12 protein-coding genes are annotated in these 16,083 nt (G+C 72.8%); 5 read left to right on the top strand and 7 right to left on the bottom strand.

Annotated elements, in window-relative coordinates:
- Positions 1 to 12: 12 nt before the first annotated feature.
- The 4 genes from QC282_RS02040 to QC282_RS02025 all read right to left on the bottom strand — a co-directional run bounded on the left by QC282_RS02040 (position 13) and on the right by QC282_RS02025 (position 3,264).
- On the bottom strand, positions 13 to 876 hold the full coding sequence (locus tag QC282_RS02040; RefSeq protein WP_279547401.1) for a transferase: 864 nt from the start codon (positions 874 to 876) through the stop codon (positions 13 to 15).
- Positions 873 to 2,141: a glycosyltransferase family 4 protein gene (locus QC282_RS02035; RefSeq protein WP_279547400.1), complete on the bottom strand. Its 1,269-nt coding sequence runs from the start codon at positions 2,139 to 2,141 to the stop codon at positions 873 to 875. Before QC282_RS02035 ends, QC282_RS02040 begins: the two co-directional genes overlap by 4 nt.
- A gap of 216 nt (positions 2,142 to 2,357) precedes the next feature.
- Positions 2,358 to 2,564 carry a hypothetical protein gene (locus QC282_RS02030; RefSeq protein WP_279547399.1) on the bottom strand — a complete coding sequence of 69 codons (207 nt, stop codon included), beginning with the start codon at positions 2,562 to 2,564 and terminating at the stop codon, positions 2,358 to 2,360.
- Positions 2,557 to 3,264, bottom strand: coding sequence for a DsbA family protein (locus QC282_RS02025; RefSeq protein WP_279547398.1), 708 nt, complete (start codon positions 3,262 to 3,264; stop codon positions 2,557 to 2,559). The genes QC282_RS02030 and QC282_RS02025 overlap by 8 nt, the downstream gene beginning before the upstream one ends.
- A 357-nt stretch (positions 3,265 to 3,621) precedes the next feature.
- Here QC282_RS02025 and QC282_RS02020 point away from each other — a divergent pair, with 357 nt between their 5' ends.
- Positions 3,622 to 4,851, top strand: a complete 1,230-nt coding sequence (locus QC282_RS02020; protein WP_279547397.1) for a transposase — start codon at positions 3,622 to 3,624, stop codon at positions 4,849 to 4,851.
- Here the strand turns inward: QC282_RS02020 and QC282_RS02015 are convergent.
- The 3 genes from QC282_RS02015 to QC282_RS02005 form a co-directional block, all read right to left on the bottom strand.
- Positions 4,839 to 6,800, bottom strand: coding sequence for a helix-turn-helix domain-containing protein (locus tag QC282_RS02015; protein ID WP_279547396.1), 1,962 nt, complete (start codon positions 6,798 to 6,800; stop codon positions 4,839 to 4,841). The genes QC282_RS02020 and QC282_RS02015 overlap by 13 nt on opposite strands.
- Before the next feature lie 432 nt (positions 6,801 to 7,232).
- Positions 7,233 to 8,483, bottom strand: a complete 1,251-nt coding sequence (locus tag QC282_RS02010) for an MFS transporter (RefSeq protein WP_279547395.1) — start codon at positions 8,481 to 8,483, stop codon at positions 7,233 to 7,235.
- Between the two features lie 167 nt (positions 8,484 to 8,650).
- Complete coding sequence (locus QC282_RS02005; RefSeq protein ID WP_279547394.1) at positions 8,651 to 9,724, bottom strand: alkene reductase; 1,074 nt, start codon at positions 9,722 to 9,724, stop codon at positions 8,651 to 8,653.
- A 146-nt stretch (positions 9,725 to 9,870) separates the two neighbouring features.
- On the opposite strand from QC282_RS02005, the gene QC282_RS02000 reads away from it, so the two are divergent.
- The 4 genes from QC282_RS02000 (at position 9,871) to QC282_RS01985 (ending at position 15,963) form a co-directional block, all read left to right on the top strand.
- Positions 9,871 to 12,498: an AAA family ATPase gene (locus QC282_RS02000; protein ID WP_279547393.1), complete on the top strand. Its 2,628-nt coding sequence runs from the start codon at positions 9,871 to 9,873 to the stop codon at positions 12,496 to 12,498.
- A 107-nt stretch (positions 12,499 to 12,605) separates the two neighbouring features.
- Positions 12,606 to 13,589, top strand: a complete 984-nt coding sequence (locus tag QC282_RS01995; protein WP_279547507.1) for an NADPH:quinone reductase — start codon at positions 12,606 to 12,608, stop codon at positions 13,587 to 13,589.
- Between the two features lie 106 nt (positions 13,590 to 13,695).
- Complete coding sequence (locus QC282_RS01990) at positions 13,696 to 14,238, top strand: SRPBCC family protein (RefSeq protein WP_279547392.1); 543 nt, start codon at positions 13,696 to 13,698, stop codon at positions 14,236 to 14,238.
- Between the two features lie 156 nt (positions 14,239 to 14,394).
- Positions 14,395 to 15,963, top strand: coding sequence for a class I adenylate-forming enzyme family protein (locus QC282_RS01985; RefSeq protein ID WP_279547391.1), 1,569 nt, complete (start codon positions 14,395 to 14,397; stop codon positions 15,961 to 15,963).
- The last annotated feature ends 120 nt before the right edge of the window (positions 15,964 to 16,083 follow it).

The following is a 16,083-nucleotide window of genomic DNA, read 5'->3' as shown; positions in this document are numbered from 1 at the left end:
CGCCGCCGACCGCTACCGCCCGGCGGCCGGCCTCACCTGTACGGAGAGGTCGTTGTCGACCGTGTAGTACGGACGTACGTCCGCGCCGCCCACCGTGCCCGCCGGGTAGACGAAGACCTCCTTGCGGTCGGCCACGTCGTCCAGCAGACGCCCGACCCGGACCAGAGGGGCTCCCTCCGCCTGCCCGGGCTGTACGAAGACGTCCCAGACACGGCTCCCGGTGCCGCTGTCGGCGACCAACTCCTCGTAATCCACGGTGAAGGAGAAGCGCGGGCCGCCGCTCTCCGCGCGTGGCCGCAGGCTTCGCACCGCCCCGGCCCCGTCCCGTCGGCGCAGTCGCACGGTGGCCGCCCCGGAGAGCGGGGTGCCGTGCAGCCGGGCCCGGACCGTCAGCGACCGGCCCGCGGCGTCGATGCCCTCGACCTCCGCGTGGGCGGTGCGCAGCCAGGCCCGGACCGCGAGGTAGCCGTCCACGGTGGTGTACGGAACCCGCACGGCCACCGGTGACGGCCAGTCACGCGTGTGTCCGCCGACGAGGGCCCGCTGGTCCCGCAGGCCGGGGCGCAGCCGCAGCCGCTCGGCCGCGGCGTGGGGGAGCAGGTACACGTCCCATCGGCCCTCGGCCAGGGCCGGCCGAGGGTCCAGGACACCACGGAGGCGACCGTCGTCCGCCGGTGCCAGGCCGACGGTGAGGAGCGTCTTCTCGGGCTGTCCCTGCGCGGGACGCAGCCGCAGCAGCAGGTGGGGCGACGGGAGTGCCCCGGCCGTCCCCGCCGCCGGCCATGGACGGAGCACGAAGGTGATCCGGCCGTCCGCGTCGATCGTGCAGTCGACGCGGGGCGGCGTTTCGGAGGAGGCGGCGGATGCCCCGTTCATCGCTGTCCTCTCCGTACCGTGCGCAGCGCGGCACGGGCCGCGGCGTGAGCGGCGTCGCGTGCCGCGTACGTGTGGTGGACCAGGGCGCGCTGTAACCCACCGTGATCCGACGCCACCGGTCGCCGGCCCGTCCGTCTGGCCGCAGTCGCCTCCTCGATCAGGCGCTCGGCCTGTTCCACGACGGGCACGGGGGCGAATCGAGCCGCGTTCCGCACGGCCGCCGCGCCCATCCGCCGACGCCGCTCGTCGTCTCGGACCAGCTCCAGCAGCGCGCCGCCCAGCGCGTCACGGTCCCCGACCGGTACCAGCCGGCCGTCCACGCCGTCCTCGATGATCTCGCGGGGGCCGTGCGGGCAGTCGGTGCTCACCACCGGCAGCCCGCAGCGCATCGCCTCGACGATGGTCATGCCGAACGGTTCGAAGCTGGACGCGGCCACGCCGATCGAGCCCTTCACCCACTCCGCCTCCATCGGGGCCGCGGCGCCCATCAGCAAGGCGTTGTCGCACAGGTCGAGCCTGTGGATGAGGTGCCGCAGCCGGGCGTGTTCCTCTCCCTTGCCGTAGATGCGCAGCTGCCAGTCCGGGTGTTCGGCGGCGACCAGGGAGAAGGCGTCGACGAGCAGGTCGTAACGCTTCACGGGGACGAGCCGGCCCGCCGCTATCACGACCTTCGCGTCACCGTCCGCGGCCGGCAGCGCGGCATCGGGGACGCTGTTGGGAAGAGCCTCGACCCGGACGCCGGGCAGCCGCATCTTGCGGCGGTATGCGGCGGCGTCCGCCTCGGTCACCGTGGTCAGTACGTCGAGCCCGCGGTACGCCCGGCGCATGGTCGTACGCAGCCGGGCCGGGTGGTTGTCCAGGGTGAGATGTTCCTGCCCGATACGGGCGACCCGTCGCGGGGCCTGGAGCGCGAGATGCACATTGAGCCCCGGCCGCGTGCCGATGACCGCGTCGGCGTCCGTGGCCGCCAGCCACTCGCCGATCCGCCGGTCGGTCAACTCGCTGTACTGGGGGTAGCGGTACTCGGCCTCGGGGAACACCCGCGCCGGGCGCAGACGCAGGGGATGCTCCTTGTCGTGCCGCAGGTCCACCAGGGGCCGCAGGGACACCCGCGGGTCCAGGGCGAAGTTCGGACGCTCCCGGTGACGCAGCACGGAGACGATCTCCACCTCGTGTCGCTCGGCCAGTGCCTGGGCCAGGTTGAACGTGGTGGTGATCGTGCCCCCGATCCCGTAGGCGTTGTGCAGCAGGAAACAGATCTTCATGGCGGCCTAGACCTGTCCGACTGCCCGAGGGTTGCGCGCTGTTACGGCTTTGTGCCGCGCGCCGCGCGCGACGGCCGGCGCGTGGCGCGCCGCCGGCAGGTGCGTCCGGCGCCGGTCACGGGGGGCACGGGTCCGCGACGCCGGGCATGGTGGTCCCGCCACAACAGAGGGCCCCACGCCCGCTGTTCGCGCCACAGCGCAGCCGGGGGCCAGGGCCTACGACGGCGCCCTCCCGTCGACCCCCAACAGCGCCAGCCGCAGGTCCACCATGCCCTCGAACCCGGCCCGCTCGCCGCTCTCCACCACCGGCAGCTCCCGCGCGAGCCGCTCCACCAACTCGCGCACGCGGAGCCCGTCGGCCGCCGCCAGCGCCGCGAGACGGTCGTACGCGCACGCCGAGATCCTGAGCACCCTGTCAGGCACCGGCGGACCCCTGCCCCTGCGCCAGCCTGTCGAGCAACTCTCCGGCCCACGACGGGTCGTAGCGGTCCAGGCGGGGCACACCGCCCTTGTTCGGGTCGCCCGTCCACTCGACGTGCGCGCCGGGATTGTGGGACGCGTACCCGCCGGGGGCGAACAGGTGAGGGCTGCCCTGCACACCGGGGCCCTGGGCGACCCGCCACTGCGCGTACACCTCGGCCCGGCCGGCGCCGCGCTCCAGGGCACGGGCGAGGGCCTGTTCGTCGACGTGCTCGCAGGTGGCGGCGACGGCGAGGATCTCCGAGGGAATGCTGACGCACCGGCTCTCGGCGTAGAAGGCGTGACGCAGACCGGCGTCCAGTTCGTCGCTGCCGCGCAGGCCGCCGACAGACGGGTCCTTCGCCGCCTGCACCGCCTCCATCGCCGGCAGCATGGTCGACGGGTAGTCGTACTCACGTCCCGCCCACAGCCGCCAGCCCAGGTCCGGACGGTGCGCGGAGATCACCACGATCTCGGGCTCCACGATGAACTTGGGCGTGGGCTGGTTGTTGAACAGCTCCAGCGGAAACGCCCGGTGGTCGATCAGCAGGTCCTGTCCGCGTTCGCGGGCCGTCGTGCGCAGCGTGTGCAGGGCGAGGGCGGCCCAGGGGCACCCCAGGTCCGACCAGACGGTGACGGTTCCGGGTTCCGGGGCAGCGCTCATGCAGTTCCTCCTCGGTACGGGGACCACCACGGGCCCCCTCTGGTGTGTGTCGCGGCGCGGAATCCCATGGTGACGCGTCCGTGGAGCCCGGCGCCCGACGGCGGATTCACTCTGTCAAGTCCCTTTTCCCGGGCCCCCGCACAGCGGCCCCCGGGGCGGAAGGTGGTGCGGACACACACCGCGGGCCCGGCACCGGGAGCAGCCGCAGGGGCGCCGACGCCGCAATGCGCGTCCGGCCACCGTCGCCCGAGGGGAGTTCTGTGCTCTGTGGACCTGGGCACCGTGTTCGCTCTGCCGCACATTGAGAGGGCAGCCCTTCGGATCGTCTCCTGTCTACCCGCGATGGAGGGTCCGTTCATGAATGTGGTCGCGCTGGGCCTCGACCAAGCGCAGAGTCCGACCACGTGCGAGCCGTCGTACGTGTCTTCGTGCAACGTCTCGTTGCCGGAGTTGTGCTCGCTCCTTTTCGCCTCCCTGCCCCGCAGCGATCAGCGCCGCAAGGGCATGGAGTACATACGAGGACTGTTGGAGGTACGGGGACGCAAATCGATACGGAACATCGCCGCGCTGGCCGGGGGACAGGCGACGGAACAGAGCCTGCACCACTTCATCAGCGACTCGAGCTGGGAGTGGACGCCGGTGCGCCGGGCGCTCGCCCGGTTCGCGGTGGGGGTCGTCGAACCACAGGCCTGGGTGGTCCGGCCCATGATCATCCCGAAGGCCGGGCAGCACTCCGTGGGGGTGGAGCGGCGCTTCTTCCCGGCCCACGGCCAGATGCTCAACGCCCAGCAGGCGGTGGGCGTGTGGGCGGTGGCCGAGCAGACCAGCGTGCCGGTCAACTGGCGGCTCCAGCTCTCCCCGGGCTGGCTCGACGAGGACCGCCGGCGGCGCGCCTCCATACCGGACCACGCCTGCGCGGAGTCCCTCGGCGAGTGCACCGCGCAGGCCTACCTGGAAACGGCGGCGTGGGGACTGCCCTCCCGCCCCGTGCTGATGGACGCGCGCGAGGTGGACGTGGCCTTTGCCGTCGCGAGGATCCGCGCCACCCGGATGCCCCTGCTGCTCAGGGTGAGCGACTCGCTGCGCCTGTCGGTGGCGGACCCGGCGCTGCCGGGCTTCGACGCCGCGCCCCGGTCGGTGCGCCAGATCATGGGCGCGAGCGGGGCCCTGCGACGGCCGGTGCTGTGGCCGAGCGCCGACGGCGGGACGACCGCGCAGTCCGGGCTCGTCGCCGCCGTACGGGTCGCGCTGCCCGGCCTCCCCGGCCGGCGCCCGGGGCTCAAACGCCGCCCCGGCACCGGCGACCTCCTCCTGCTGGGGGTGGGGGACAACGACAGGCGGTGGCCGCGTGAGGTGTGGCTCACCGACCTGACGACCGTGCCGCCCTCCTCCCTGATGCGGCTGCGCGGCATGGTCCAGCGGGTCGACCAGGACTTCGCGGCGATCGCCGACCAGGTGGGCATGCGTGACTTCGCGGGGCGCTCCTACCGCGGCTGGCACCGGCACGTCACCCTGGCGTCGGCCGCCCACGGCCAGATGGCCCTGGGCGACCCGGACGACCCCGGAGCGCTCGACTATGCGTCCTGACCCCCTGCCGGACTCCCGGCCGGTTCCCCGCGCTCCTTCAGCACCCGCCGGATCCGGGACAGGCGGAGCGCGAGCTGGACCTCCAGGGCCCGCTCCGGTTTCTGCCAGTCGGCACCGATCAGGTCGCTGATCCGCTCCAGACGCCGGGCCACCGTGTTGGGATGGACATGGAGCTGCTCCGCCGCGTACGTGGGACTTCCACCGGTGAGGAAGTACGCGTCCAGCGTGCGGGTCAGCTCCGTCAACCGCTGCTCGTCGTAGTCGAGTACGGCCCCGATGGTGCTCTCGATGAACTTCTCGGCGTCCAGATGGTCCGACAGCAGCAGGCCGACGAAGCCCATCTCGTGGGTCGACGCCGACGTGCCGGTGGCACCCAGCGCGGTCATCGCGTCGAGACAGCGCGCTGCCTCCCGGTACCCGTGGAGGACCGAACCGGGGTCCGCCACGGGACCGGAGCCGCTGACCGTCACCGGGTGACCGAGCAGGGGCGACAGCTCCTCGTGCACCGTCCCGGCGGCAGCTCCCGGGTCGGTGCCCGGCAGGAGCAGCACGACATTGCCCTCGTGCGTCGTCTTCAGCCCGTTGTTGCGACGCGCGTAGGACGACGCCCAGGTGACCGCCTTCGCCTGCGTGCCGCCTTCGGGGCGGGCGAGCACGACCACGTGCGGTTGGTTCAGGGCGATGCCCAGCCGCCGGGCGCGGCGCTCCAGTTGCTCACGGGGACGCGGCGCGCTGATCAGCAGGTCGTCCAGCAACTCGTCCCGGAACTGCTCCTCCGCGACCGCCGTCCCGCCCTCCTGGAGGGACAGCAGCACCGCGGCCGTCCGGGCCGCGTGCCGCAGCAGCTCCGCCGCGTTGTCGATGGTCGAGGGGCCGACCCGCACGTACAGGGCCCCCAGGTAGTGGCTGCCGGTGAAGACCGGCGCGGACCAGATGCCGCCCTCCAGGAAGGTCGGGGACGGTTCACCGAGGGACCCGGCGCCCATCGCGGCGCGGGCCAGGGTCTCCTGCATGCCGTCCGGCAGGTCCCCGGCCGCGGCGATCACCGTGCCGTGGGCGCTGCACAGCAGCACGGAGGCGCCCAGCCTGGCGCGGAACTCCTCGACAAGGGTGTGCGGGTCGCAGCCGCCGAGCACCAGGTCGAGCAGGGCCCGCTGGGTGGCGGCCAGCCGGCGGGCGGCGACCAGCTCGGCCTCGGCGCGCAGGGCCCGCTCCCGCAGCAGCGACATGTCCTCACGCGTCTCGTCCAGGTGCACGGCCCGCTCCAGGGCCACCCCGCCGATCTCCGCGAGCATGCTCATCAGCGCTATCTCGTCGGCGGAGAAGTGGCGCACGACGCGCTCGGCCACGTGCAGTGAGCCGAGAGGGCGGGTGCCCCGGCTCAACGGCACCGCCAGGACCGCGTGCAGCCCTTCCGCCTTGATCCACTGGTCGGGCTCGTCGGCGTGCCGGAAGGTGCCGTCCGTCAGGTAGTCGGACGTCCACAGGGGCGCACGGTGAGACAGTACGGCGCCGGCGAGTCCGGCGTCCCAGGGTAATCGCAGGCGGGTGTTGAGCATGGAGACGTGACCGTCGAGGGCATGCAGCCGGAACGCCCGGTCGTCCATGGCGGGCAGGCTGACCCAGGAGACGTCGGCGCCGACCAGCAGCCTCGCCCGACGCGTGATGATCTTCAGGGTGTCCTCGACGGTGTGCGGCGCCGCCAGGTCGCAGGCGGTGTCGACCAGCGAGGTGAGGCCCGCGCTCCACTGCTGACGCCGGTCCAGCCGGGCGTGGATGGTCAGCGCCAGCCGCTTGATCTGCTCCACCATCCGCAGGTCGGCGCCGGTCACACCGCTCCGGCGGGCCTCCTCGACCGGTTCCTCGAACCGGCTCGCCGGGCCCTCGCCGGCCAGCAGTTCCAGCAGGGCCAGTACGGCTGCCGCCGCTTCGACCTTCTTCTGCGACACAAGGCCCTCCGGAGTCTCGTTCCCCAACCGCCGGCAGTGACGGAGCCCGAAGGCCAAGTCGCGTGGACCACGACTCCCACCGGCACAACGGGAAGACACCTGTGTGCGTTCCACGTGTCGCGCCAGGGGGCCGTGAACGGGCAGAACCGCAGACCCCCCACGTGCGTCACCCGGAGGTCTGCGGGCCGAACCGGCTGCCGGCCGACGACCGTGTGGGCCCACTACCCCCGGTGGCGCCGAACACACAGGTGACGTCTGGTCTCCGGTCCCCCGTGCCGGATACGCCGGACGATGTGTCTGTCCCGCTGCGATTCTCTCGCAAACCCCCTGGTGATTATGGCAGTTGGCGATGGAGACGGACTCGGGAACCAGCTGTGCGCTGTCACACCCGAAGGGCGTGGCAGCGCACACGGAGACGGAAACCGCCGGAGGTCAGAGCGCCAGGAGCGAGACGATGGCCGGTCCGAACGCCGCACCGAGCAGGTACGCCAGGTTGAACAGGCCGATCGCCGGGGGCCGTTGGTCGTCGGGGACGGCGGAGGTGGCGTGCACGGCGAGCACTCCCTGCCCCGATGCCGCCGCGATCGACGCCAGCGCCTGCGCGGCCAGCAGGACGAGCGACGCCGTGGAGAGCACCGCCAGCACCGGGCCCAGGACCGCCAGGACGACGAGCGTGGCGATGACGGGCCGGCGTCCCGTGCGTGCCGAGGCCGCCACGACGAACCACGACAGGGTGCCGCCCAGCAGCAGCGGCCACACCATGGCGACGCCGATCTCACTCGACGACCACGAGGTGTGGTCGTCCAGCTGCTCCGGAATCGCGTACATCAGCCCGAAGTTGACCACCGCCAGGCAGAACGCGAGCCCCGCCGAGAGCAGGAAGCTCGGGGCGCGGACCAGGACGGCCGGCACGAACCCGTGCGGCCGGGCACGCACCCGGGCCGCCAGCAGCGCCGCGCCGGCGGCGGAGCACACACCCGCGATCAGCGGCTGGTGCGGCACGAAGACGAGAGCGGTGACCAGCGCGGTCAGCAGCGCGGCACCCACAGGGTCGAACGGCTCGCGGACCGCAGGCGCGCGGTTCGCGCACCGGGCCGCGACGAACGGAATGGCGACCGCGCTCAGCACCGGCAGCGCGAGAACGGCCCGCCAGGACAGCAGGTCGTTGACGAGGGAACCGGCCAGCGGCGCCGTCGAACCCACCACGGCGAGCGAGGCGGTGACCAGTCCCATGACGCGGGGCGAGTCGGCGAGGTTCATCGCCGTCGCCGTGAGCCCGGCCGTGCCCAGGCCCTGCAACGCGGTGCCCACGACCAGGACCGGCAGGACGGGCACGGTGGCCGCGAGGCCCGCCCCCACCAGGACGAGCAGACCGCATACCGTCAGCGCGGCACGCACCCCGCGCCGGTCCAGCAGCCCGGCCAGCAGAGGCGTGCCGACGGCTATGCCCCAGCCGAACGCGGTCACCGTCCAGGTGGCCGCTCCGGTCGAGACGTCGAGGGCCCGCGCGATGTCGTCCAGGATCAGGGCGGGCCCGGCTATGCCGAAGGACAACGGGCCCGCCAGTAGGGCGAGCCAGCAGGCCGGGAACCCGCGGAACGGGCCGCGGGAGCCACTGCCTCGGAATTCTCCGCCCGGCGTCGCGGGCCCCTGGGCGCCGGACTCGGCGACTGAGTTACTCATCTGTGCTCCCTTGAGGGGTCGTTCGGCGCCGGATCGCCCTGGCCCGGACCGGCCGCGCAGCCCTTCGAAAAGGTGCCGGCCGGGCCAGGGAGTCGATGACCGGATGCGGAGGCGGGTGGGGACGGGCCCGGCGCCGGCCGCGTGCCCCGCACCGCCTGCCCGGTGGATCAGCCGTCCAGCGTCGGATAGTCGGTGTAACCCCGGTGGTCACCCCCGTAGAAGGTGTCCGGGTCGGGAGCGTTGAAGGGACCGCCCGCCGTGATCCGCTCGGGAAGGTCCGGGTTGGCGAGCCACAGCGAGCCCATGCTCACCGCGTCGCACAGTCCCTCCTCCAGCACCGCCTCCGCCGACTCCGGCGTCACGAAGGCCTCTTCGCCGGTGGCGTGCGGGTTGAGGATCAGCACGCCCGGCCAGACGTCGCGGATGACCTTCGTGACGTCACGGCCGCCGAACTCCATCAGGTGGACGTACGCCAGGTTCAGCGGCGCCAGGGCGCGGATCAGAGCCTCGTACACCGTGGCCGGGTCGCGCTCCTCGATGCCGTTGCTCGTGTTGCCGGGGGAGAGGCGGATGCCGACCCGCTCCGGTCCGACGGCGTCGCTGACCGCCCGGGCGACCTCGACGGCGAAGCGGATGCGGTTGTTGACGCTGCCGCCGTAGGCGTCCGTGCGCAGGTTGGTGTTGTCGGCGAGGAACTGGTGGATCAGGTAGCCGTTGGCGCCGTGCAGTTCGACCCCGTCGAAACCGGCGTCCATCGCGAACTTCGCGGCCGAGATGTGGTCCTCGACCGCCCGCGCGATGTCCTCCAGGTTCATCGCCCGGGGCGTGGGGTGATCCAGCATGCCCTCGGGGGTGTACAACTGGCCGCCCGAGGCGACCGCCGAGGGCGCCACCGGCAGCGCGCCGTCCGGGTAGAGACTCGGGTGGCCCACCCGGCCGGAGTGCATCAGCTGCACGAAGATCCGGCCCTGTCGCTCATGGACCGCGTCGGTCACCCGGCGCCACGCCGCCACCTGCTTCGGCGTGTGCAGACCCGGTGTGTCGATGTATCCCTGGCCGATGACACAGGGCTGCGTGCCCTCGGTGATGATGAGACCCGCCGCGGCGCGCTGTGCGTAGTACTCCGCGGCCAGGGGGGTCTGTACGCCGCCCGAGGCCCGGCTGCGCGTCATCGGCGCCATGACGAGCCGGTTGGGCAGCCTCAGCTTTCCCAGGGACAGTGGTTGGAAAAGGTGACTCACGATCTCCTCCGTCGTGGGAACCGGCTGGTTTCCCACGTTAGAAAGAGGACAGCCCCGCCGAATCAGTAAGGTTTCTGAAACCGGGTACGTACTTCGGCGCGGCCTGCCTACCGGCGGGCCGGATCACGGGAGAGCGAGGCACCCACGTGCTGTACGGCAGGTCCACCGAGCTGGCGGCACTTGAGGATCTGATCGCGCGCGCCCGCGAGGGACGCAGCGGGGCTCTCGTGCTGCGGGGCGAGGCGGGCATCGGGAAGACGGCCCTGCTCGACCGTGCCGCCGCGTCGGCGCCGGACATGCGGGTGCTGCGCGTCACCGGCATCGAACCGGAAGCGGACCTGGCGTTCGGCGGGCTGGTGCAGCTGCTGTGGCCCGTGCAGAAGCGCCTGGACGCGCTGCCGGAACCCCAGGCGGAGGCGCTGCGCGCGGTACTGGGCACCGGACGCACGAAGACGCAGGACAGGTTCCTCACCGGGCTGGCCGTGCTCACCCTCCTCGCGGACCTGGCCGAGCAGGGGCCGGTGCTGTGCCTGGTGGACGACGCGCAGTGGCTCGACCAGGCCACCGCCGAGGCACTCCTCTTCGCCGCGCGCCGGCTGGCCGCCGAGCAGGTCGCGATGGTCTTCGCGACCCGGGAGGACGGGTTCGCCGCGCCCGGGCTCGCCGAACTCGGGCTGTCCCGGCTCGGCGCGGACGACGCGGCGCGGCTGCTCGCCGACCTGGGCCTCACGCCCGCCCTGCGGGAGCAGGTCATCGCCGAGTCGGCGGGAAATCCGCTGGCACTCATCGAGTTCGGGGCCGCCCGCCGCGACGACCCCAGCAAGTTCACACCGGTGACGGTCGCCGACCGGGTGCTGCTGTCGTACCGCGCCCAGATCGCCAAGCTGCCCGAGAAGACCCGGCTGGCGCTGCTGGTCGCCGCGGCCGAGGGGCGGGGCGACATGCCCCTGCAGCTGAAGGCGGGCCGGGCGCTGGGCGTGGGCCTGGAGGACCTGGAGGACGCCGAGCGGGCCGAGCTGATCCAGGTGACCGAGAGCACCGTCGTCTTCCGCCATCCGCTCATCGGCACCGCCGCCTACCAGGGAGCGGTACTGGCCCGGCGCATCGCCGTGCACCAGGCCCTGGCCGACGCGGCGGAGGACGCGGACTGCCGGGCCCGGCACCTGCCGCTGGCCACCACGTCCCCCGACGCGGCCGTCGCGGCCGAACTGGTGGCCGCGGCCGACCGGACCGCGGACCGCGGCGCCTACGCCGCCGCGGCCCTGCTGCACCAGCAGGCCGCCCGCCTCACCCCCGAACGCCGCGAACAGGCGCACCGGCTGCGGGACGCGGCGGCCCTCGCGCTGACCGCCGGGCACGCCGGACAGGCCGGGGAACTGGTCGAACTGGCCGAGCGGTCGACCGAGGAGCCCAAGGACCTGGCACGACTGGCCCCGGTGCAGGCCGCCGTGATGTTCGAGCTGGGGGACCAGCGGGAGGCGGCCCGGCTGCTACTGCGGCGGGTGCGGTCGGCCGACGCCGAACTGGGCCGGGACATGATCCGCACGGCGGCCACGTACGCCTGGCTCGCCGGCGACGGGGACTCGGTGCGGGAGGCCAGGCACACGCTCACCGACCTCGGCGAGTCCGATCCGATGGTGGAGGGCATGGCGCACCTCGCCGACGGCGACTACGCCCGCGCGGTGCCCCTGCTGGAGCGGGCCGTCACCGCCGACCCGGCCGGGACGGACACGTCACGGACGCGCGCCCTCTACAGCGCGGTCTTCGTCGGCGACGACACCGCGGCCATGGAACTGGCGCTGGCCGAGGTGGCGCGCTGCCGCGCGCAGGGACTCATCGGTTCCCTCCCGGCGGCCCTGCACCTGCTGGCGGGACGTCAGGTGCTGGCCGGTGAACACCGGGACGCCGAGGCGTCGGTGGCCGAGGCCGTGGAGATCGCCCGTGACACGGGCCTGCGCCAGCGGGTCGCCTGGATCAACGGCGTCCCCGCCCGGATCGCCGCGATCGAGGGCGACGAACAGCGCTGCCGCAGCCTCGCCGCCGACGCTCCGGAGGTCGGCAGGACGGCCGTCGAGAGCGCCCTGAGCCTGCTCGAACTGGCGCTGGGGGACTACGAGTCGGCGCTCCGCAGGCTGGAGACGGTCGCCCGCCCCGGCCCGCGGCGGCACACGGCGATGGTGATGGCCGCGGTCGCCGACCAGGTGGAGGCGGCCGTACGGCTCGGGGAGCAGGAGCGGGCCGAACGGCCGATGCTCGCCTTCGAGGCGTGGGCGCGGGCCGGCGGCCGGCCGTGGTCCATGGCGGTCGCCCACCGGTGCCGGGCCCTGGTCGGCGGGCGGGAGGAGGACTACGTGGCGGCGGTCCGCCTGCACGAGCAGAGCGGGCGGCCCTTCGAACGAGCCCGCACCGAGCTGCTGTACGGGGAGTGGCTGCGCAGGGCCCGCCGGCGCGGCGACGCCCGCGCGATGCTGCGGTCCGCCCTGGAGAGGTTCGAACGGCTGCACGCCGCGCCGTGGACGGAGCGGGCGCGGGCCGAGCTGCGGGCGGCGGGTGACGCGACGACGGCCGCCAGGGCGACCTCGGAGAACGTCCTGGACCGGCTGACCCCGCAGGAGTTGCAGGTGGTGCGGCTGGCGGCCGGCGGCAGCAGCAGCCGGGAGATCGCGGCCCAGTTGTTCCTCAGCCGCAGGACCGTCGAACACCACCTGTACAAGGCCTATCCCAAGCTGGGCGTGGGGTCGCGCCGGGAGCTGGCCCGCCTGGACCTGACCTGACACGTGTGCCGATCTGACAGATGTGGTCCCGATCTGACAGATCCGTGACCAAGTCGGCGGCACGGGCGGACGGGTGGCGGTTCGCCGGGTGAGAATCCTTGACCATGATGGGTGCTGCCTACATTGAAGAGTTCGGGTCGCCGGACGTCATCCGGTACGGCGACCTGCCCGCGCCGGAACCGGGGCCGACCGACGTGCTGGTGGACGTCACGGCCGTCTCCGTCAACCACGTCGACACCTTCGTACGCTCGGGGGCCTGGCGCACGCCGCTGACCTTCCCCTTCGTGATCGGGCGGGACCTGGCCGGCACCGTCGCCGCGGTCGGCCCCGGCGTGCACCGGTTCCGGCCCGGCGACCGGGTGTGGTGCAACAGCCTCGGCCACGACGGCCGCCAGGGCGCCGCCGCCGAGCAGGCCGTGGTGCCCGTGGACCGGCTGTACCGGCTGCCGGAGGGCGCCGACCCGTACGAGACCGTGGCACTGGCGCATCCGGCCGCCACCGCCTACCTCGGTCTGTTCACCCACGGACGGCTCCGGGCCGGCGAGACGGTCGTGGTGTGCGGCGCGGCCGGGAACGTGGGGAGCGCGCTCGTGCTGATGGCCGCCACCGCGGGCGCCCGTGTCATCGCCACTGCCTCCGCCCGGGACGCCGAGTACTGCCGTGCCCTCGGCGCCGACCACGTCATCGACTACCGGGACCCCGACGTGCCCGGGCGCATCCGCGACGCCGCCCCGGCGGGCGTCGACCTCTGCTTCGACACCTCCGGCGCCAACGACCTGGAGACCGCCGTGGACCTCCTCGCCGGGCGGGGCCGGATCGTGCTGCTCGCCGGCATGCGGTCCAGGCCGGTGCTGCCCGTGGGCCCGCTCTACCTGAGGGACCGTTCCGTCCTGGGGTTCGCCATCTCCCACGCCACGGTCGGTGAACTCGCCGAGGCCGCCAGCGCCATCAACCGGCTGGTCGCCGACGGCAGCCTCAGGCCGCGGGCGATCGAACGGCTGCACCTGAGCGAAGCGGCCGAGGCCCACCGCCGGCTGGAGGAGGGCAAGGTGCACGGAAAGATCGTGCTGAGCACGGACACCGCGGCCTGAAACAGTCGCCGCCGACCGGCGCCGGTGAAATACAGGAATTCCGACCTGACATAAAAGAAAGCCGCTCGTTGACCGGCGCCCGGTAGCCCCTGACAGAATTCGGCACATGAATCAGTCAATCATCGACACCTCTCCGCTGTTCGAACTCAGGGCCGACATTCACGTTTCCGCGACCCCTCTAGAGGTCTACTCCGTCGTCAGTGACCTGCCGCGCAGTGCCGAATGGAGCCCGGAATGCCGGGGCGGCGAGTGGGTTTCCGGCGAGCCCTCCGCCGTCGGAGCCGTCTTCCGCGGCGAGAACCTCCGCAGCGAGGACGTGGTCGCCTGGGCGCCCCTGGTGCGCGGTGTCTGGCACACCGAGTGCCGGATCACCGCCGCCGAACCCGGCCGGACCTTCCGGTGGATGATGCTCACCCACGCACGCGAGGACCAGGAGAGCATCTGGGGCTTCGACATGGCCCCGGCCGATGACGGCTGCGTACTGACCCACCACTTCCGCATGGGCCGGGCGACCGCCGGCATTCACAAGATCGTGGCCGATCTGGACGAGGACGACCGCAGGCGGTTCGTCGCGGACTGGACCGCCAAGCTCGAACAGGACCTCGACGCCACGCTGCGGCGCATCAAGGATGTCATCGAAAAGCGCTGACATTCCCTCCCGGTGACCGCGTCCATTTCCGCTGAAACATGTCCACTGGGCCCTCGACGCCCCGGCGCGAAATGATGCGGACCCGTACCGGAGACTGCAATTCAGACAGCCTGCCCCGCGGTTGATGAACAGCCGCGGCGGACGAGAGGTGGGCAGATGTTTCTCCAGCGCATCGGAAACAAAGGAATTCGGCTGGGCACGCTGTTCGAGAGGGCGGCTGCCCGGCACCCGGCGAATCCCGTGATCCTCGACCACGAGCTCGACATCGCTCCGGAGCGCGGGCGCCGCATGACGCTGACGGAGGTCGCCGACCTCGTCGACGACCTGGCCTCCCGGCTGTGGGCGGCGGACGTCCGGCCCGGGGAGCGGGTGGTCGTCCACAAGAGCGACGGGTTCGACATCACGCTCCTCGCCTGCTCCATAGCCAGGATCGGCGCCGTGCCGGTCCTGCTGTCGCCCAAGCTGGACGGCGCCACGGTGTGCGAGCTGGTGCGCCGCGTGGACCGCCCGCACCTGGTGACCGACCGGGACAAGCTCGACCACCACCTGCCCGCGGAGGTCTTCGACCTCACCCGGCAGGTGCTCCTGGCCTCCGGCAGCCACGAACACGCCGTCACGTTCGCGTCGCTCGCCGGGGCCGCCCGAGTCGCCCCGGTGACCATGCCCCCGGACCACCCGACGCTGGTCACCCACACCTCCGGGACCACCGGCACACCGAAGCTGGCGGTGCACACCGGGCGCACGTTCCAGGCGCGCTACCGCCCCCAGGGCACGGTGGCGTCCCTGGTCGGCCGCAGCGAACCGATCGCCATCCACGTGTCCTTCGTGCACTCGCGGATGTTCACCGCCATGCCGATCACGATCCTCCAGGGCCACCCGCTGATCATCCTCCGGGACGACGACCCGGAGGTCGTGGCCGACGTGTTCCGGCAGGCTCCGCCCGGCCTCATCGAGGCCCACCCCAACACGTTCCTGCGCTGGGAGGTGCTGGTCGACGACCCGCGCCGGCCGCTGGCGAACGTGAAGTACTTCAGCAGCACCTTCGACGCCATCCACCCGCGCACCGTGCACCTGATGCTCAGCGCGTCGCGGCGCGAGTCGCCGCAGTTCGTCCAGATGTACGGGCAGAGCGAGGTCGGCCCGATCGCCGGGCGCACCTACTCCAGGAGGCGCGGCGCGGACGCCGACGGCCGCTGCGTGGGCTCCCCGTTTCCCGGCATGACGGGCGTCCGCGTGGTCAGCCGGGACGGCAAGCGGCCCACCAAGTCCAACCCCGGATACATCGAGGTGCGCTCCGACGGACGGATCGTCACCTACCTCGGCGAGCACGAGCGCTGGGAGAAGCAGGCCGACGGCGAGTGGTGGCGCATGGGCGACCTGGGCTACCGCACCAGGTGGGGCTGCCTGCACCTGCTCGACCGGGAGGTCGACGAGATCCAGGGCATCGACAGCACCCTGGAGATCGAGGACACCCTGTTCGCGCGGATGCCGGAACTCGTCGAGGTCATCATCGTCCCGGACGACGACGGCAGGCCCGTGCCCGTGGTGTGCACCCGCGACGACAAGCCGCTCGACCTCGCGGCCTGGAAGTCCGCGGTGGCCGGTCTGCCCGCGATGGCGGATCCCGTGCAGTGGAAGCTCGACGACCTGCCGCAGACCGCCACCACCAAGATCAAGCGGCTGGAGCTGGCCCGGCTGCTGAAGGCGGAGCACCCGGCCGAGTAGGCCCGGGCCCCGCACCACCACCCCTGGGGCGCGGATCCGTTACCCCCGTGGGCCGCGCCCCTTCACCCTGCCGCAGGGCGACCGACGCCACGCGTCGGGCCACCGCCCCCAGCCGAGGAG

Source organism: Streptomyces sp. DH24 (genome assembly GCF_029813775.1).
In the GTDB taxonomy this organism is placed as follows: Bacteria; Actinomycetota; Actinomycetes; order Streptomycetales; family Streptomycetaceae; genus Streptomyces.
This window is presented reverse-complemented; position numbering and strand designations above follow the sequence as displayed.